16 protein-coding genes are annotated in these 18,156 nt (G+C 54.4%); 10 read left to right on the plus strand and 6 right to left on the minus strand.

What is annotated here, in order from left to right:
- Positions 1 to 700 precede the first annotated feature (700 nt).
- Positions 701 to 1,321: a response regulator transcription factor gene (locus C7M51_RS13595; protein WP_160622285.1), complete on the plus strand. Its 621-nt coding sequence runs from the start codon at positions 701 to 703 to the stop codon at positions 1,319 to 1,321.
- A gap of 96 nt (positions 1,322 to 1,417) precedes the next feature.
- On the opposite strand, the gene C7M51_RS13600 is transcribed toward C7M51_RS13595, so the two are convergent.
- A complete protein-coding gene (locus tag C7M51_RS13600; protein WP_160622286.1) occupies positions 1,418 to 2,023 on the minus strand; it encodes a cupin domain-containing protein in 606 nt (201 codons plus the stop codon).
- Between the two features lie 363 nt (positions 2,024 to 2,386).
- Here C7M51_RS13600 and C7M51_RS13605 point away from each other — a divergent pair, with 363 nt between their 5' ends.
- Positions 2,387 to 2,869 (plus strand): YlaC family protein, encoded by a 483-nt coding sequence (locus C7M51_RS13605; RefSeq protein WP_160622287.1) that lies wholly within the window; start codon positions 2,387 to 2,389, stop codon positions 2,867 to 2,869.
- 40 nt (positions 2,870 to 2,909) lie between these two features.
- Here the strand turns inward: C7M51_RS13605 and C7M51_RS13610 are convergent, their stop codons facing one another.
- Together C7M51_RS13610 and C7M51_RS13615 are read right to left on the minus strand one after the other, a co-directional pair.
- Entirely contained in the window at positions 2,910 to 4,319 is a 1,410-nt protein-coding gene (locus C7M51_RS13610) for an aminotransferase-like domain-containing protein (RefSeq protein ID WP_160622288.1), read from the minus strand.
- Positions 4,320 to 4,422: 103 nt separating this feature from the next.
- On the minus strand, positions 4,423 to 6,507 hold the full coding sequence (locus C7M51_RS13615; protein ID WP_160622289.1) for a putative bifunctional diguanylate cyclase/phosphodiesterase: 2,085 nt from the start codon (positions 6,505 to 6,507) through the stop codon (positions 4,423 to 4,425).
- 713 nt (positions 6,508 to 7,220) lie between these two features.
- Between C7M51_RS13615 and C7M51_RS13620 the strand changes: the two genes are divergently transcribed.
- Genes C7M51_RS13620 through C7M51_RS13640 form a run of 5 tightly spaced genes read left to right on the plus strand, consistent with a single transcriptional unit; the run spans position 7,221 to position 12,500 of the window.
- Positions 7,221 to 7,790: a Csu type fimbrial protein gene (locus C7M51_RS13620; protein WP_160622290.1), complete on the plus strand. Its 570-nt coding sequence runs from the start codon at positions 7,221 to 7,223 to the stop codon at positions 7,788 to 7,790.
- Positions 7,791 to 7,836: 46 nt separating this feature from the next.
- Complete coding sequence (locus C7M51_RS13625; protein ID WP_425281015.1) at positions 7,837 to 8,334, plus strand: Csu type fimbrial protein; 498 nt, start codon at positions 7,837 to 7,839, stop codon at positions 8,332 to 8,334.
- A 21-nt stretch (positions 8,335 to 8,355) separates the two neighbouring features.
- Positions 8,356 to 9,060 (plus strand): fimbrial biogenesis chaperone, encoded by a 705-nt coding sequence (locus tag C7M51_RS13630; protein WP_160622291.1) that lies wholly within the window; start codon positions 8,356 to 8,358, stop codon positions 9,058 to 9,060.
- A gap of 3 nt (positions 9,061 to 9,063) precedes the next feature.
- Entirely contained in the window at positions 9,064 to 11,517 is a 2,454-nt protein-coding gene (locus tag C7M51_RS13635; protein ID WP_160622292.1) for a fimbria/pilus outer membrane usher protein, read from the plus strand.
- The gene (locus tag C7M51_RS13640) at positions 11,514 to 12,500 is read left to right on the plus strand and encodes a Csu type fimbrial protein (RefSeq protein WP_160622293.1); all 987 of its coding nucleotides are present in this window, start codon (positions 11,514 to 11,516) and stop codon (positions 12,498 to 12,500) included. The genes C7M51_RS13635 and C7M51_RS13640 overlap by 4 nt, the downstream gene beginning before the upstream one ends.
- Here the strand turns inward: C7M51_RS13640 and tcuC are convergent, their stop codons facing one another.
- Positions 12,501 to 13,820 (minus strand): MFS transporter, encoded by a 1,320-nt coding sequence (tcuC, locus tag C7M51_RS13645; RefSeq protein WP_160622294.1) that lies wholly within the window; start codon positions 13,818 to 13,820, stop codon positions 12,501 to 12,503. It lies immediately after the preceding gene.
- Between the two features lie 315 nt (positions 13,821 to 14,135).
- Between tcuC and C7M51_RS13650 the strand changes: the two genes are divergently transcribed.
- Positions 14,136 to 15,029, plus strand: a complete 894-nt coding sequence (locus C7M51_RS13650) for an SDR family oxidoreductase (RefSeq protein WP_160622295.1) — start codon at positions 14,136 to 14,138, stop codon at positions 15,027 to 15,029.
- Between the two features lie 75 nt (positions 15,030 to 15,104).
- On the opposite strand, the gene exbD is transcribed toward C7M51_RS13650, so the two are convergent.
- A complete protein-coding gene (gene exbD / locus C7M51_RS13655; RefSeq protein WP_160622296.1) occupies positions 15,105 to 15,527 on the minus strand; it encodes a TonB system transport protein ExbD in 423 nt (140 codons plus the stop codon).
- Between the two features lie 5 nt (positions 15,528 to 15,532).
- A complete protein-coding gene (gene exbB / locus C7M51_RS13660; protein WP_167522388.1) occupies positions 15,533 to 16,264 on the minus strand; it encodes a tol-pal system-associated acyl-CoA thioesterase in 732 nt (243 codons plus the stop codon).
- A gap of 351 nt (positions 16,265 to 16,615) precedes the next feature.
- On the opposite strand from exbB, the gene C7M51_RS13665 reads away from it, so the two are divergent.
- Together C7M51_RS13665 and C7M51_RS13670 are read left to right on the plus strand one after the other, a co-directional pair.
- Positions 16,616 to 17,593: a TRAP transporter substrate-binding protein gene (locus C7M51_RS13665; RefSeq protein ID WP_160623655.1), complete on the plus strand. Its 978-nt coding sequence runs from the start codon at positions 16,616 to 16,618 to the stop codon at positions 17,591 to 17,593.
- A 51-nt stretch (positions 17,594 to 17,644) separates the two neighbouring features.
- Entirely contained in the window at positions 17,645 to 18,151 is a 507-nt protein-coding gene (locus C7M51_RS13670) for a TRAP transporter small permease (RefSeq protein WP_160622297.1), read from the plus strand.
- Positions 18,152 to 18,156: the final 5 nt, after the last annotated feature.

The raw sequence follows: 18,156 nt of genomic DNA on the forward strand, positions 1-18,156 counted from the left end.
GGGTCTAGCGTTAGTAGCGCGAAGCGATCGGTTTTATTTTAGTATCAGAAAAGGACGCTTAGCCTCCTGATAAATATAAGATTAACTGAAAAAAAATAACCTTGTACTGTTTTAGCTAATTTTGGTTGTGACAGCGCGGTGGTTTACTCCCGCTACGCTAAAGCAGATGCGGCCCACAAAAGCGTAACGTCAACGCAGCGCAATGGCTTTATTTAGTTGTCCTGGCTGAGTTTTTCCCTTTTTAGCACTGTTTTTGGGATTATACTTTCTCTAGTAATCTATCTATTCCCTGAATTATCGTAACCAAAAAAATTAATTGATCCGATAACCTTTTCATTTATTATTTTCGATAATAACTTTTTTGAAAAAGATTTATTCCTTTTAGTTAATTAACTGGTTTTTTCAACGATGCTGGGAGGAACGATAAAATCATATCTTTGCTTTAAGATTTTTTGGTAGTTTTAAATTCTGGCATACAGTAAAAAAAGTGAATAAGTTTACCTGCGTCGACAAATCATTGAATTATCAATTTATTTATTCGTACAACAAAATAACTTTAAAGAACAAATGGGCTAACTGTGGAATTAGAGACAATTCTCACATTGATGATTTAACGGGATAGTTATAATCATTTACACCAAATAAAAAAACTAATAAAGTTCATCACTTTAGATTTTTATAATATCGCACAGGACTCATTATGATTAATACCGTATTTATTGTCGACGACCACCCGTTTATCTGCTCAGGCATCAAAGCCTATTTACGCGCTAACGGCTACGTGATTGCTGGCGTCGCGGAAGATGGCACCTCGGTTATCGCCGACGTGGGCCTGCATCGCCCCGATCTGGTGATCATGGATCTCAATATTCCAGGACGCGACGGAATGCAGGTGATTGAAAGCCTGAAACGCATCAATGAACAGCAAAAAATCATTGTGTTAACCGCTTCTGAAAGCGATTTCCACATGCAGCGCTGCCTGATGCTCGGCGTCGATGGCTACCTCTATAAGAGCCACGATACCGCCCAGCTGCTACAGGCCATTCGCACTATTGATAAAGGCGTTAAGTTCTATCCGAACTCCTCCAGCGTGGAAGTGAAAAATCTGCATCCTGAAAGTGAAAAACTAATGTCGCTTTCTCGCCGTGAGCTGATGGTGCTGAGAAAACTGGCTGCGGGCTATTCTAATAAAGAGATTGCGTTACAGCTTTCACTTAGTAATAAAACTATCAGCACCTATAAAATAAAAATTTTACGTAAGCTTGGGGTTAAAAGCGTGGTTGATATTAACGAAGTCGCGAAAAGAAACTACCTGGTCTGAGGTATTAGATAACTCACGCTATATTAATTTAATACGTGCTACATGTTTTACTCTGAGTTAATTATGGGGCAGCCCGTTACACCACCCCACCTTTAATTAATGAGAATGGGACATCTGCTGTGCTACAGGATGCCAAAAATCCGTTACCGCTCCTTCTCCACCCGTTAGCGGATCGAACGAGGGTAACGGTACTTTTTTAATATTAGCCAGCGCTTTCTCCATATGGCTTTTTTCATCGCGTAGCGTGTCAGGTTCCATGCCTGCCGGATAAGCGCCTACGGTAAAGAAATCTTCGCTGGCCGCAATTTGTCGATGTCCCACGCCAGCAGGAATTAATACCGCATCCCCGGCGCGTAGCGTTACCATACGCCCGCTTTCACCGCCAAACAGCACTTCCGCCCAGCCCGCACCTACGCCCAGTAGCTCATGGCAGTTAGAGTGATAATGCGTATAGGGAAAAATCGCCGCGCGCCAGCGTGCAGGCCAGTGATTTTCCGTAAAACGTTGTTCGAACCAGGCTGCAATATCCTCGACGTCATCCGGTACCACACGTGGATAGATAATCAGCGGCAGCGGATTGTTGGGTACATTATTGGATGGGTGAGCCAGCATCAGATGCTGCGGGTTACTCGACATGCCCGCAAAGAGCGTACCGGCGGCAAATGACATCATAGCCATCAGGCTGGAAGAAGGGGAAAACATAACGCCTCTCCTGTTAAACGCGACGTTAATCAATTGTGGCAAAAGTAAATAACTTTGCAATCAAAATCCTGTCGCCCACCTCACATAACTTGCTAATAAATAAGACTTAACTCAAATTACCATGCAAGTATTTGCGCTGTTACTCAAAGAATCACCGTCGCCGATGATCGCGCTATTCAGGTAGTACGCTTTTCAGCATGGGTTTCATCAGGTAAGGTGACATTTATTGCCCTTTTTATCGCTCATCGTTAGCGCATTGTTACCAACTGTTATAGTTTTTTTATCAGAATCTGTTTCTGTCCCTCCTTGCTACACTCATGGTTTAATTATTTTATCGTTGGCTTCAATGACCGAGGTAAAACAATGGATGCCATCAAACAGATTATGCTGCGTGAAATTGACACGCTGAACCGCGAAGAGCTGCGCGATAACAAACCGCGCTTTAGCTTTAACTTTCTGAAGACACATCCGGGGCTGTGGCTGACGATGTATGTCTGCTACGGGCTGTGCGTGGCGCTGATCTTCACCACCGACTATCTTGGCTGGCCCGCCTTCTGGGGCGCTACCCTGTTTGTGCTGCTGATGAGCTTTCTGATGCTGCTGGATATCAATCCGAAGTATCGCTTCGAGGATATTGATACGCTGGATCTGCGCGTCTGCTATAACGGCGAGTGGTATTACGTGCGCACGCTGTCAGAAGCCGCAGTTAACGATATTCTTAATCACCCTTCTACCCCTGAGCATGTCAAGGCAGGCATTCAGAAGCTGCTGTCGCTGAAGGGTGAAGTAGATTTCTACGATGTTTATCATCTTACCTGGGGCAATAAACCCGCCGCCGCCGTCTGATCGCTGTCGGCAGACGTCGCTGTTAAAGGCGTTTGCCGCTTCACATCATATCGGCAATCAGCGCGCCCAGCCGGGCTATCGCTGCTTCCATCGCATCATCCCACCGCCAGGCCGTATTAAAGCGAAAGTAATTGGCATACTGCTGCCCCGACGAGAACATGCTGCCCGGCGCAATGCTGATGTTATGTTCCAGCGCCCGGTAATAAAGCTGAGTGGCGTTAACCTGGCGCGGTAGCTCAATCCATAAAAAATAGCCGCCGCGCGAATCATTGATTCTGGCACCGCACGGCAAATGGCGCTTCAGCGACTGACGCGCCAGATTTTTACGTTGCTCCAGCACCTGACGCAGCCTGCGCAGATGGCTGTCATAGCTGCGCGTGCCGAGGTAATTCGCCAGCGCCAGCTGCATCGGCGCACTGGTGGCGATGGTGCTCATTAGCTGTAGCCGCTGAATACGCAGCGCCTGTTTCCCCGCCGCCACCCAGCCTACGCGAAAGCCCGCTACCAGATTCTTCGAGAAAGAAGAGCAATGCAGCACGTTGCCCTGGCGATCGAACGCTTTCGCCGGTAGCGGTTTGTCGGCACCGAAATAAATCTCGCTGTAAACGTCATCTTCGATCAGCACAACGTTGTGTTCCGCCAGCAGGTTAACCAGCATTTTTTTCTTCTCGCGGCTCAGGGTGAAACCTACCGGGTTCTGCTGATTGGTCATCAGCCAGCACGCTTTTACCGGCCAGCGCTGTAGCGCCTGCTCCAGCTCGTTAAGATCCATGCCGTGTTGCGGATCGGTAGCGATCGCTACCGCCTTCAGCTTCAGCCGCTCGATTGCCTGTAGCGCACCATAAAACGTCGGGTTCTCGATAATTACCCAGTCGCCCGGTTCGGTTACCGCCTGCAGGCTCAGGCTGAGCGCTTCCATCGCGCCGTTGGTGATAACAATCTCATCCGGCGAAACGGTAATGCCCTGCTGGGCGTAGCGGCGCGCCAGCGTTTTACGCAGCGCCTCATTGCCCGGCGGCAGGTTATTGATCGCATCGCCCGGCGTCAGGCTGTGGGAAACATGATTCAGGGCGCGCATCAGCTGCCGCTGTGGAAACAGCTCCGGATCGGGGAAAGCGGAGCCGAAAGGGATCGTCAGCGGATCGCGGCAGGCCTGCAACACGTCAAAGATAAAAGCGTTGATATCCACCGTCTCCGCCAGCTGCACTTTCTGATGCGTCACCGGCTGGCTGAGAAATTCGGTGCGGGGCGCGACGTAATAGCCCGACTGCGGGCGCGAGACGATTATTCCCTGGCTTTCCAGCACCTGATAGGCGTGCATTACGGTCATCAGGCTCATACCGCTCAGGCTAACCTGATCGCGCAGCGAGGGCAGCTTTTCGCCCGGCTGCCAGACTTCGGCATCGATTTGCGCCTGAATTTGCTCCACCAGCTGAAGATATTTCGCCATAGACTGTTACAGGTCCTTAATAAAATGCTGACGGCTATTATAGTTTGTCGGCCAGAGGAGGGATACGGCCCCGCCCGGTTTCTTCCGGCGGCGGGACGTCAGGTCAGGCAACCGGCTGATGCGTCTCGGTCTGAATAAACTCTTTCAGCTCATCAATACGCTCTGGCGGGATCGGTCTGCCCAACAGATAACCCTGAAGGCTGTTACAGCCGAGGTTAGTGAGGAAGTTTTGCTGCTCCGGCGTTTCTACTCCTTCAGCCACCACCTTCAGATTAAGCGATTTCGCCAGCGCGACAATCGCTGAAACGATGGTGGCATCACCGCTGTTTTCACGCAGTTCGTTCACAAAGGCACGATCGATCTTCAGTTCGCTGGCGGGCAAACGCTTCAGGTAAAGCAGGCTGGAGTAACCGGTGCCGAAGTCATCGATCGAGGCGCGCACGCCAAGATCGGTTAACGCGGTCAGGATACGCACGCTTTCATCGGGATTGCGCATCGCCGTGGTTTCGGTCACCTCCAGCGTCAAAAAGCGCGGCGGTATCTGGTGTTTCTCCAGCGCGGTAATCACCGTATCCACCAGGCTACTCTGCTCAAACTGCAACGCTGACAGATTAACCGCCACCGACCAGTTTTCGTGCCCCTGCTGGTGCCAGCAGCGCAGCTGGCGGCACGCTTCATTGATCACCCAGTTACCGACATGAATAATCAGGCCGCTTTTTTCCGCCAGCGGCAGGAAAATATCGGGCGGTAGCAGGCCGCGCTGAGGATGCTGCCAGCGCAGCAGCGCCTCCAGGCCAACAATCGGGCCGCTCGGCGCGGTATACTTTGGCTGATAGAACAGCCGCAGCTCATCACGCTCCAGCGCCAGCCAGAGATCGTTCACCAGTTGCAGCTGGCTTTGCGCCATGGTGTTCATCGAGCGCTGGAAAAAGTTATAGCCGTTACGTCCGTTGTTTTTGGTGTGATACATCGCCGCATCGGCGTTAAACATCAGCTCACGCTCATCGACACCGTCGCCGGGATAGACCGCAATACCGATGCTAAGCGACACCATCAGCTCGTAGCGTGAAAGGGTGAAGGGTTTTTCAATCTGCTTAACCAGCGCATCCGCAATAGTTGCCGCGTCGTTAGGATCGTCAATCTCGGTGAGCAGCACAAACTCGTCGCCGCCCAGTCGCGCCAGCGTATAATGCCCGGTCATACTGGCGGTCATGCGTTCCGTCACCGCCACCAGCAGGCTATCGCCAATATGATGCCCAAAAGCGTCATTAACCGCCTTGAAGCCGTCCAGATCCATGAACATCAGTGCAAATCGCGAGTTTTCCCGCGTGGCTTTGCTGATCGCCTGATCGAGACGATCTTCCAGCAGAATACGGTTCGGCAGGCGCGTCAGGTTATCATGCAGCGCCAGCTGCGCCAGTTCGCGGTTAGCCTCCGCCAGCGACGAAGCCAGCATTGAGGTACGCGCCTGTAAACGCGCATCCAGCATCGATACCAACAGAGTGATACCAAGAATCGACAGCGTGACCACCGCTACCAGAATCGCCAGCCAGTTGCTGTCCACGCCGTGTGCCATCGCGTGCCCCGCCGCCGGAAAGCTGGCGGCGGCCATGCCGGTGTAGTGCATACCGGCGATAGCGAATCCCATCACCACCGCCGCGCCCGCACGTAACAGCGTCAACCTGCCCGGCCCCTGACGTAGCTGAAAAGCCAGCCACAGCGCGGTGCCTGACGCCAGCAGCGCAATCACAATCGAAAGTGCGATCCAGCGCCAGTCCCAGACAATGCCCGGACTGAACATCAGCGCCGCCATACCGGTATAGTGCATCGCCACCACGCCGCTACCGAGCACCAGAGCCCCGTAGCCCAGCCGCAGCCAGTGCAGCTCATCAAAGCAAACGATCCATAACGCAAATATTGAAGCTGCAATAGCGATCAGCATGGATAGCAGTGTAAGCATACCGCTGTAGCTCATCATCATCGGCATATTCATCGCAAGCATGCCGATAAAGTGCATCGCCCAGATACCGATACCCATCGAGAAACCGCCGCCGCCCAGCCAGACGAGCGCGGCTTTGCCGGTGCTGGTGACAACGCGTCCGGCCATATCTAACGCGGTGTAGGAGGCCAAAAAAGCCACGATGATGGACACAATGACCATGATCGTATCGTAGGAAGTTGCCAGCATAAAGATTCCTGCCAATTAGCGCCTGCATCAACGCGCTGAAATTAAAAGAATAAAAGTGCAAGGTGAAGATGGCCTTTAACGGCTAAATTATCGGCAAACCGACCGCAATGCTTATCGTCGCCTTGATGAATAAAAGCGATTGCCTCGAGCAACAAAACTGATTCCCGTTTCTGTGCTTCGCAAATTTAATGCGCTGCCTCGCCGCCAAAACATAAATTTTATTTTTATTTTTTTCTGCCGTTCGCTTTTTGCGCTACCGCAATTTTATGACGCTATTTAATGCTGAAAAGATTAAAAATTTTGACGCCAGCACGCCCGTTTTCGTCAGATAACAGCGCCAGAATAAACTGCATAAAAATGCATTTTCAGGCGGTCAAAAAAGAGAATAGCATTGTCTCTGATTTCAGCGTCTTGTTACAACCACGATCGTTGCCGTTTGCTTCATCATTGCTGAGAAAGGCGATACTGCTGGAGTGATATGATGAGGAAGATACTTTTAGATAAATTTTTAACTTTGTATTTACCGCTTTGCTAACGGCTGTTATATAGTAAAGAAAGGTAACACAGATGCACTAAAATCAAATCTGCGCAGGCTGTAGATGCGCCTTTTTTTACGTTTTTCTTAACTTTTTCATCGTGACTTTTGGGTAACGCTCTTTACTGAACACCAGGTGATAACGCTTATACGCCATCGCTATCAGTAAGGAATATTTATGAAAAAAAGATTTTTGTTGGTTGCTGCCAGTTGCGCGCTTCCGCTACTCGCTGCGCCGTCTTTCGCCGCCACCACTACCGGCACGATTAACGCCACCCTGACGTTAACCACCGGCTGCCTGGTTAACGGTCAGCCCGGCACGACGGGCGTTAACTTTGGTACGTTGAACTTTGGTAGCAGCGCTGCCACCTTTGACACCCTGAATGCAACGCTGGTAGGTGCGGCGGGCACCGGTATCTACGTACGCTGCACGACCGGTCAGGCTTATAACGTTCAGGTTACCAGCAGCAACGCCGCACCAGCGACGGTTTACGGCGAGGTTACCGGCCAGCCACGTTACCTGCTACTCGGTGCCGACAATACCCGAGGCATCGCCTACACCCTCTACAGCGACGCTGGCTTTACCAACGCTATCGCTAACAACACCAACCTGCCTGCAACCGGCACCGCCAATCCCACGCTGGGCGACAACTATCAAATTTTCGGACGCATCACCGGCGGCGGCTTTAACGCCACGATCCCGGCGGGCACCTATACCGACACTATTAGCGTTGCGGTGAACTACTAACGTCGCGCGCAGGGAAAGCCAGGTGCCGGAACAAAGGCTGCGCACGCTGAGGCGTTACGTCCCGCTGCTGCTGTTAATCGGTCACAGCGCGCTGGCGCTGCCGACGCAAACCTTTCAGGTCAGCGCTGCGGTTGTGGCGGGCTGCGTGATCTCCGGCAGCAATACCGGCGTCTTCGGCTCGCTTAACTTTGGCACCCGCTCTGGCGTGGAGACGGCCAGCGTCGGTGCCAGCTATGTACAGAGCAGCGCTATCACCATTGCCTGTACGCCAGGCACCACGCTAAACATGAGCATTAATGGCGGCAGTAACTACACCACCACGCGCAACCTGAAGCTGGCTAATGGAAGCAACACGGTAGCCTACCGGCTGTTTACCAATGCCAACTACAGCGCCGCCAGTGAAATTCCGGTGAGCCAGAACGTAGCGCTGAGTTACAGCAACGCCAACAACATTATTTTGCCGATTTATGGCCTCTTACAGCTTAGCGGCGCCCAGCGCGCCGGTGTTTACAACGATACCCTGACGGTGACGCTGGGCTGGTAATACATAATAAGGACATCGGGTATGACTCGCCTTAATACGCTTATTCTGGCGTTTTTCACCGCGTTAACGCTTCCTGCTTACGCCGCCAATTCGGTGATGATCTGGCCCATCGATCCGAAAATTATCAGTGAGGATAAAGCCAGCGAACTCTGGCTGGAGAATCACGGCAACAGTACCACGCTGATGCAGGTGCGCATTTTCGCCTGGCAGCAAATTTCGGGACGAGAACAGTATCAGACGCAGCAACAGGTGGTTGCCAGCCCACCGATAGTACGCATCGAACCGGGCCAGAAACAGCTGGTGCGCCTGATTAAGCAAAGCGCGCCCGCTGCCGGACAGGAGGCCGCCTATCGGGTGGTACTGGATGAGATCCCAACGCCGCAGCAGCCGGGCGAGAACCAGGCGGGCCTGCGTTTTCAGATGCGTTATTCAGTGCCGCTGTTTGTTTATGGCGATGGACTGACGGCAGATGCTCAGCCACAGCTTAGCTGGCATACGGTAAGCGAAGACGGTCAGCGCTGGTTGGAGATCGTCAACCACGGCGCGGTTCACGCGCGCCTCAGTAAAGCAACGCTAAACGGGCGCGAACTGAGCAGCGGGCTGTTTGGCTACGTGCTGGCTAACAGCAGCCATCGCTGGCCGCTTAACGCCTCCGTCTCTTCCGGCGCGGTACTGGCGGCAGACGTCAACAATCGTTCCTGGCGTAGCGCCAGCAGCACACGCTAAGCCATGCGCCCGCTTCCCTGGTCTGTGCTTCGCCGCTGTTCGCTGGCTATCGTCGGGCTGTGCGGCGGCCTGACCGCGCCCGATAGCGAGGCTGAAACCTTTTCTTCGCTGCCGCCGCCACCTACGCTGGCAACGACTCAGGACGAAAGCCAGCAGTATATGCTGGGGCTGAGCGTTAACCAGCGGGAGAGCCAGCAGATCGTACCGGTCACCTTTCGCCACGGTCACTACTGGCTACGCGCTGCCGATCTACAGCAGGCGGGGATCCCGGCAGAAAAGCTCAGCGGCCCGGAAGTAGATGTTTCCGCCATGCCGCAGGTCGACGTGCGCTATGACAGCCAGCGCCAGCGCATATTGCTGACCGTTCCCAGCGCCTGGCTGCCTGAACAAACCTTTGCCGGACGCGATAACACGCCGCGCTATCCGGGGCGCAGCAGTACCGGTGCCCTGCTTAACTACGATGTCTACAGCAGCCATAACAGCCAGGCGGGGAGCCGACTCTCCGCCTGGAATGAGCTACGACTGTTTGGTGCGGCGGGACAATTCTCCTCCAACGGCGTCTGGCAGGAACAGCTCAGCGGCAACAGCAATACGCTTAACGATGGCTATATTCGCTACGACACCTGGTGGAGCTACGAGGATGAAGATCGCATCCTGAGCTGGCGCGTTGGCGATCTGGTTACCGATGCACTGAGCTGGAGCAGCAGCGTGCGCCTTGGCGGTATCCAGCTGGCACGCGATTTTAGCGTTCGTCCCGATATTGTTACCTGGCCGCTGCCCAGCTTTGCCGGCCAGGCGGCGGTGCCCTCTACCGTCGATCTGTTCGTTAACGGTTATCAAACCAGCAGCAATCAGGTACAGCCCGGCCCCTGGTCAATGACCAATATGCCGTTCGTTAACGGCGCGGGGGATGCGGTAGTGGTGACCACCGATGCGGTAGGCCGCCGCGTCACTACCGCCCTGCCGTTTTACGTCTCCAGCGATCTGCTGAAGCCAGGCCTCTCCGATTACGCCTTTTCTGCCGGGGCGCTGCGCAATAACTACGGCCTTAAGAATTTCGATTACGGCACCGGTGCCGCCAGCGGTTCCTGGCGCTACGGCGCTACCGACTGGCTGACGCTGGAAACCCATGCCGAAGGTGCCGATCGGCTGGCGCTGGGCGGCGGCGGTGCGCAGGTTAAGCTGGGCGCATTCGGTGTGGTAAATGGCGCGCTGGCGCAAAGCCGCATGAAAAACGACAGCGGTCAACAATACAGCTGGGGCTATCAGTACAACAATAGCTGGTTTAGTCTTGGCACCCAGCACGTTATCCGCAGCGCCGGTTTTGCCGATCTGGCGCTTTACACCATTCGCAGCAGCGACGTTAACGACATCACCTGGTCGCTCAGCCGTCGCAGCGCGCAGTATAACGCCAGCGTCTCCCTCAACCATTTCGGCAACCTGGGCGCGGCCTTTATCGATATCACCAGCGGCAGCGGCGATCGCACCCGGCTCTGGAATCTCTCCTGGAGTAAGAATACGTGGGGCAACAGCAGCCTGTACGTTGCCGCAACGCGTGACGTCGGCAGCGGTGAATGGAGCGGTGCCATATCGCTGATTATTCCTTTCGGCGAACACGGTAGCGCCAGCCTGAACCTGGAACGTGACGCGCAGGGTCACGATGCGCAGCGCGTTTATCTGTCCCGCTCGATGCCCAGCGACGGTGGCTTTGCCTGGGATGCCTCCTGGGCTAACCAGAGCAGCGGCGGCGACTACCGCCAGGGCAGCCTGCGCTGGCGCAATCAGAAAATTGACACCTCCGTCGGTTTCTATGGCGACAGCGATAACAGCACCGAGTGGGCGGATCTCGCGGGTTCGCTGGTGCTGATGGATCATCAGCTGCTTGCCGCAAATGAAGTCAACGATGCCTTTGTGCTGGTAAAAACCGGCTATCCGAACGTTACCGTGCGCTATGAGAATCAGGCGATGGGGCGTACCGATCGGGCGGGCTATCTGCTGGTTCCGCGTATCAGCTCTTACTATCCGGCGAAATATGATATCGATGCGCTCGATTTACCGCCTGATATGACCGCGTCACAGGTTGAGCAGCGCTTTGCCGTGAAACGTCAGAGCGGCTATCTGCTCGATTTCCCGGTAGAACCGCTGCGTGCCGCCAGCGTTATTTTGCATGATGCGCAGGGAAATCCGCTGCCCGTCTCCAGCCAGGTGATACGTGCCGGACAGCCCGTGCAATATGTCGGCTGGGACGGCATCGCCTGGCTCGATGACTTAAAAAGCGAAAACGAAATGCAGGTGCTGACGCCGGACGGTCGCCGCTGTATGACGCATCTTTCCCTTAGTCAGGGACGCCCGGAAGCGCTGAAAGTGTATGGCCCGATCGTCTGCGTACTGCCGCAGGCGATGCATGGCGCGCCGGACAGCGTCTCCGCTAACTCCACCGCAGGAATTTTGCCATGAGACTAACGCTGCTATTTTTTATCCTGCTGCTGGCGAGCTATAGCGGTATGCTGCGCGCGGCCTGCGCCCTGCCCGCCTCCAGCGCCAGCTTCGGCACCGTCACCTCGTTTACGGTTAACACCACCGCCAGCACCAGCTCGACGACCGCCAACGTTAACTGCGGTTCCGGCAGCACGCTGACGCTGCTGTCGAGCAACAACATCACCTTACAGCTGGCCAGCGCCTCTGCCGTTTCAGGCAACCGTGGCGCGCTTATCCGCGCGGGCGCTACCGGCGGTGATGCCATCCCGGTACAGCTCTGCACAGCGGCCAACTGCGCCACGGAAATGACCATCGGCGCAACGCCCATTACCTATAGCTCCTCACAGCTGCTGAACCTGATTGGTCTGCTCGGCGGGCTGAACTTTTCCATTCCGCTGTATCTGCGTACGCTACCCGGTCAGGTGGTCGCCGCCGGTAACTACACGCTGACGCTCAACCTTGCGGTGACCTATCGCATCTGTACCGGCGTTGCGGCACTCGGCATCTGCCTGGCCGGTCAGGATCAAAACGGCTCCGGTACCATTCCCATCACCCTTAGCCTGACCATCACCAACGACTGCACCACCATTACCGCGCCCAACGTCAGTTTTGGTAGCGCGCCGCTGGTCAGCGGCTTTTCCAGCGTTTCGCAGTCGATTAATGTGGTTTGCACCAAAGGCAGCACCTATACCGTCGGGTTAAGTAACGGCAATTACGCCAACGGCGGCGTGCGTAATATGGCGAACGGCGCGAACCGATTGAGCTATGAAATTTATAAGGGGAGTTCCAGCAATCGCTGGGGGCCTGTGGGCACCGAGCGCCAGGCAAGTAGTAACGCGACGGCGGTCAGTAGCGATGGCCTGACGCGCACATTTCCCTATACGGCGCGTATCCTGACCACGCAAAACACGCCGTCGGCAGGCAACTATACCGACAGCGTGGTGGTGGATTTATCGTTTTAATTACAGGGCTGCGACGGTAACGGGCTCGCGCCGTGTCTGATACTGTTTCAGCAGGCGACGAATAATCAGCGTACCAATCAGGCCACAGATGGCGGCCAGCGTCAGCCAGACACCGGGCATTGCTTTATCACCGGTAGCGTGAATCAGGTAGCTGGAAATGGCGGGCGTAAAGCCGCCAAACAGCGCGGTTGCCAGACTGTAGGCCAGTGAGAAACCGCTGGCGCGTACTTCCGCTGGCATCACTTCCGCAAGATAAACCACCATCGCGCCGTTATAGCTGGCGTAAAGGAATGAGAGCCACAGCTCCGCCTCCAGCAGATGCGCAAACGAAGGTGAGCCCACCAGCCAGTGCAGCACCGGCCACGCGGTGAGGATCATCAGTATGGTAAAGATAATAAGCAATGGACGACGCCCAACGCGATCGGAAAGTGCGCCCATAATCGGCAGCCAGATCAGATTAGATAGCCCGATGCAGAAGGTAACCAAAAAGCTCTGTTTATCGCTCATCATCAGCACGGTTTTACCAAACGTCGGCGTAAAAGCGGTAATCATATAAAACATCACCGTGGTGGTGACCACCATCAGCATTCCCGCCAGCACCAGCGCCCAGTTGCTGACAACCGAACGCATAATGGTTCGCATGGTGGGATGATGCTTACGCTGGCTGAATGCCTCAGTCTCTTCCAGCATGCGACGGATCCAGAACAGAAACGGCACAATCAGGCAGCCGATCACGAACGGAATACGCCAGCCCCATTCGGTCACCTGCTGCGGTGCCAGTAGATGATTAAGCAACAGGCCCAGCAGAGCGGCAAAGATCACCGCGATCTGCTGGCTGCCGGACTGCCAGCTGACATAAAAGCCCTTGCGCCCTTGCGGTGCAACTTCTGAAAGGTAAACCGAAACGCCGCCCAGCTCCACGCCGGCGGAAAAACCCTGGAGCAAACGTCCCAGCAGAATCAGTACCGGCGCGGCAGCACCCAGCGTCGTATAGCCGGGCACGCAGGCAATGGTCAGAGTACCGATCGCCATCAGCCCCAGCGTCAGCAACAGACCTTTGCGCCGTCCGTGATGATCGATATAAGCACCCAGCACGATCGCTCCCAGCGGGCGCATCAGAAAACCTGCGCCGAAGGTCATCAGCGTCAGCATTAGCGAAGCAAAAGGATCGTCGCCAGGAAAGAAGGTTTTAGCGATAGCGCTGGCATAGTAGCCAAATACCATGAAATCGTACATTTCAAGAAAATTACCGCTGGTCACGCTAAAGATGGTTTTGGCACCGCTGCGGGAGCGCTTTTGTAAAGAGGCAGATGATTGCATAGTGGCTTCCTTGTAGTTTTCCTCCTTTTAGCCCGATCGGGCGGGTGATAATGTGACTTACCTCACCATTCAACTTTACGAAATTATCAATTTAGTAACCATTATTTAACAGAATCCAAAAAGGAACATTTTTGGCTGTCAAAGCGCACTTTTACAAGCAATATACATATTTGCTCATATTTAGTCGTATTTTGCCTTGTCTGAATTACTCTTGTATTACAGTGGCTTGAACCTTAATTCTACGGATGCGCCTCGACATTCCTGCCGTTTCTCCTAGCCTTAATGGTGACTTTTACTCATGAATCAGGAGGAAACATGGCAGATCAGAATAAAATGCAAAATCCTCTCACCCAGTATTACACCGGTGAATACCCGAAACAGCGTCAGCCCGCTCCCGGCATTCAGCAGGATATGCAGCCGGTGCCGGACTGCGGTGAACAGAGCTACCGCGGCAGCCAGCGTCTGGAAGGCCGTAAAGCACTGGTCACCGGCGCTGATTCCGGTATTGGCCGCGCCGCCGCCATTGCCTACGCTCGCGAAGGCGCTGATGTGGCGATCAACTATCTGCCTGCGGAGCAGCGTGATGCAGAGCAGGTAGCGGAATATATTCGTAAAGCGGGCCGTAAAGTGGTGCTGATTCCGGGCGATATCAGCGAAGAAGCTTTCTGTAAGCAGCTGGTGGCACAGGCACACGAAGAGCTGGGCGGGCTGGATATTCTGGCGCTGGTAGCCGGTAAGCAGGTAGCGGTAGAAGCCATTGCGGAGCTAACCACCGAACAGTTCCGCAAGACGTACGAAACCAATGTGTTTTCGCTGTTCTGGATCACACAGGCGGCGATTCCGCTGCTGCCGGAAGGGGCATCAATTATTACCACCTCTTCTATTCAGGCCTATCAGCCAAGCCCGCATCTGCTGGATTACGCTTCAACCAAAGCGGCGATTCTCGCCTATACCCGTGCGCTGGCGAAGCAGGTGGCAGAGAAAGGCATTCGCGTAAACAGCGTAGCGCCAGGCCCGATCTGGACCGCGTTGCAGGTAGCAGGCGGTCAGCCGCAGGAGAAACTGCCGGAGTTTGGTAAACAGACGCCGATGAAGCGTGCCGGTCAACCGGCGGAGCTGGCGGGCGTTTACGTCTACCTGGCCTCGCAGGAATCCAGCTACGTGACGGCGGAAGTGCATGGTGTTACCGGCGGGGAACATCTGGGTTAAGTCAGTCGCTATTCGCTCAGACATAAAAAAAACCGGAGCGCAGGCTCCGGTTTTTTACTGGCACGAAAACAATGCTTATTTCTGCACGGTTTCCATCCCCATCAGACCAATTTTGAGATAACCCGCTCCGCGCAGCGCATCCATCGCGCTCATCAGCGTTTCATAATCTACCGCTTTATCCGCCTGGAAGAAGATGGTTGTATCCTTTTTGCCTTCGGTCTGCGCGTTCAGCACGTCGATAAGGTTCTCTTTGGAGACCGCCTCGTTGCCGATATACATCTGCTTATCTTCTTTAATCGAGAGATAAACCGGCTTTTCCGGACGCGGCTGCGGCGCGCTGGTTGAGGCAGGCAGATCCACTCTGACATCCACCGTTGCCAGCGGCGCGGCCACCATGAAAATAATTAACAGTACCAGCATAACGTCGATAAACGGCGTTACGTTGATTTCATGCATCTCACCGTTACTGTCCAGATCGTCATTTAACCGCATTGCCATAACGCTTAACCTACCCGCAGTTTATGTGCCGTCGCTACCGGCTGCGCGTTACCGCGTGCCAGATCGAGATCGCGGCTTTGCAGCAGCAGCACCTGGGCAGCAACATCGCCCAGGCTGGCTTTGTAGCTGGCAATCATGCGCGCAAAGATGTTGTAAATGACCACCGCCGGAATAGCCGCAACCAGGCCAATCGCCGTTGCCAGCAATGCTTCTGCGATACCGGGCGCAACAACGGCCAGGTTAGTGGTTTGCGTTTTAGCGATGCCGATAAAGCTGTTCATAATACCCCAAACCGTACCGAACAGACCGATAAAGGGAGCAACGGAACCGATAGTCGCGAGGAAGCCGTTACCACGTCCGGCGTGACGACCGATGGCTGCGACACGACGTTCCAGGCGGAAGCCGGTACGCTCTTTAATGCCTTCGTTATCTTCAGTTCCGGCAGACAGCTCCCGTTCGTTCTGTGCTTCCTGCACCAGCAGCGTCGTCATGCTGCGTGCGTCAAAGTTTTCGCTCATTTCAGCGGCCTGACGCAGCGAACGCGCCTCCGCCAGCGCCTGCTGTTCGCGTTTCAGGCGGCGGCGCGCTGAAGAGAGCTCGGTAAACTTGCCGAAGAAGATGGCCCAGGTGACGACGGACGCCAGAAGAAGCCCGATCATTACCGCTTTTACCACGATGTCCGCATGTTCAAACATGCCCCAGATGGAAAGATCCGTCTGCATCAACTCACTGGTCACCACGCTATATCTCCAACCTGTAGGAAATTCATAGAAACAGGTTAGATCATACCAAAACAGAAGTGAATTGATAGTGGTTATCATTACTATTTACAAAGATTTCATCACTTACTTTTTTTGCCCGTTATCATGTGAGCGCGATGTAAATGCTTAGTTTTTAAACTGTGATGTTGGATATAAATTTATTAAAACGTCGTTTTAAATATGTGATGCAATTCATTCAATTCACGCCTGCCAATTTTCCGCCTGCGCAATTTATCTATAGTGAATCTGCCCTGCTGGCACCAGACCTCTACCCTCCCCCTTCTTCCAGCCAGGCACGGGGCTCCCTTTAAGCGCAGGAGAACAATGATGAGAGCAAAAAAACTGTTGCTGGCGATGGCGCTGGCATCCACCGCGCTGTTAGCTGCCACCGCCGCCTCGGCCAAGGTGCTAAAAGTGGCGGAAGTTCAGCCGGCGGGTTATCCCACCGTCGTTGCGCTTGAGCATATGGGTGAAAAGCTGAAGCAGGCCACCGACGGACGCCTGGAAATGCGCGTCTACGCGGGCGGTACGCTGGGCGATGAGGAGCAGACGCTCCAGCAGGTGCAGATCGGCGCGGTAGATATGATTCGCGTATCGCTGGCTCCGGTTTCTACTCTCGCCCCGGAAACCAGCGTGCTGACGCTTCCCTATATTTTCCGTGATGAGGCGCATATGCACAGCGTGCTGGATGGCGATATCGGCAAATCAATTACCCGTAAGTTCGATGACGATCCCAATACCCGCATGGTGTTCCTTGGCTGGACCGATGCGGGCGTGCGCAACATGATTACCAAAGAGCCGGTCACTAAGCCCGCAGATCTTAAGGGCATGAAAATTCGCGTGCAGAACAGCGCGATTTCTCTGTCAACGCTGAAGGCGATGGGCGCGAACCCGGTAGCGATGGGTGTCAGCGAGGTGTTCAGCGCGATGCAAACCGGCGTGGTCGACGGCACCGAAAATAACCCACCGACTTTCGTCGCCCATAACTATATGCCGGTTGCGAAGTATTACACCCTGACCGGGCACTTTATCCAGCCAGAGATGATTCTGTTTTCGAAACGCTCCTGGGACAAACTTTCCGCTGAAGATCGCACCCTGTTGAGCAAACTGGGCAAAGAGGCACAGGAGGATGAACGCAAGCTGTGGGCAGAATATAACCAGCAGTCGCTGGAGAAAATGAAGGCGGGCGGCGTGGTCTTCCAGCAGATCGATCGCGATTATTTCGTTAAAGCGACCCAGCCGGTGCGCGATCGGTATGGCAAGGATTATCAGGAGCTGATGCAGCAAATCGCTGCGGTGAAATAACCTTTTCTCGCGCCGTAACCTCTCGCGGCGCTGCTAATCAGGTAAAAAACTATGTCTGCCTATTCACGTCTGATGGATGCGGTCTATCTGCTGTGCATGACGATCGCCGCAGTTGCGTTGATGCTGATGGTTGCGGTGATCCCGGTGGGAATTTTCGCACGTTACGTGCTTAACGATGCGCTCTACTGGCCAGAGCCGGTTGCCATCGTCTGTATGATTATTTTTACCTTTATCGGTGCACCAGTCGGCTTTCGCGCCGGTACCCATATCTGCGTCTCAATGGTCACCGATCGCCTGCCGCCACGCGGACAGCAGATCGCCGCGCTAATCTGCGATTTGCTGATGCTGGCGGCCTGCCTGGTCATTTTTCAGTCCAGCTATGCGCTGTGCGAAGCGATGTGGCTTCAGCCGCAGGCTTCACTGCCGATGGTGACTTTTGGTCAGATGTATCTGCCTATCCCAATCGGCGCACTGTTAACCATTCTGTTTGTGATTGAGCGTCTGCTGTGCGGCGATCAGTCCGGACGCCCGCTGGTCAGCCTCGGTGGTACTCACTGATTCGG

This window comes from Mixta intestinalis (genome assembly GCF_009914055.1).
Lineage (GTDB): Bacteria > Pseudomonadota > Gammaproteobacteria > Enterobacterales > Enterobacteriaceae > Mixta > Mixta intestinalis.

Bases quoted from the DNA above. Each gene is read 5' to 3' on its own strand.
- C7M51_RS13615 (WP_160622289.1), bottom strand. From the start codon at position 6,507: ATGCTGGCAACTTCCTACGATACGATCATGGTCATTGTGTCCATCATC.
- C7M51_RS13610 (WP_160622288.1), bottom strand. From the start codon at position 4,319: ATGGCGAAATATCTTCAGCTGGTGGAGCAAATTCAGGCGCAAATCGAT.
- C7M51_RS13595 (WP_160622285.1), top strand. From the start codon at position 701: ATGATTAATACCGTATTTATTGTCGACGACCACCCGTTTATCTGCTCA.
- C7M51_RS13640 (WP_160622293.1), top strand. From the start codon at position 11,514: ATGAGACTAACGCTGCTATTTTTTATCCTGCTGCTGGCGAGCTATAGC.
- C7M51_RS13620 (WP_160622290.1), top strand. From the start codon at position 7,221: ATGAAAAAAAGATTTTTGTTGGTTGCTGCCAGTTGCGCGCTTCCGCTA.
- C7M51_RS13665 (WP_160623655.1), top strand. From the start codon at position 16,616: ATGAGAGCAAAAAAACTGTTGCTGGCGATGGCGCTGGCATCCACCGCG.
- C7M51_RS13600 (WP_160622286.1), bottom strand. From the start codon at position 2,023: ATGTTTTCCCCTTCTTCCAGCCTGATGGCTATGATGTCATTTGCCGCC.
- exbD (WP_160622296.1), bottom strand. From the start codon at position 15,527: ATGGCAATGCGGTTAAATGACGATCTGGACAGTAACGGTGAGATGCAT.
- C7M51_RS13650 (WP_160622295.1), top strand. From the start codon at position 14,136: ATGGCAGATCAGAATAAAATGCAAAATCCTCTCACCCAGTATTACACC.
- C7M51_RS13630 (WP_160622291.1), top strand. From the start codon at position 8,356: ATGACTCGCCTTAATACGCTTATTCTGGCGTTTTTCACCGCGTTAACG.
- C7M51_RS13670 (WP_160622297.1), top strand. From the start codon at position 17,645: ATGTCTGCCTATTCACGTCTGATGGATGCGGTCTATCTGCTGTGCATG.
- C7M51_RS13605 (WP_160622287.1), top strand. From the start codon at position 2,387: ATGGATGCCATCAAACAGATTATGCTGCGTGAAATTGACACGCTGAAC.
- tcuC (WP_160622294.1), bottom strand. From the start codon at position 13,820: ATGCAATCATCTGCCTCTTTACAAAAGCGCTCCCGCAGCGGTGCCAAA.
- C7M51_RS13635 (WP_160622292.1), top strand. From the start codon at position 9,064: ATGCGCCCGCTTCCCTGGTCTGTGCTTCGCCGCTGTTCGCTGGCTATC.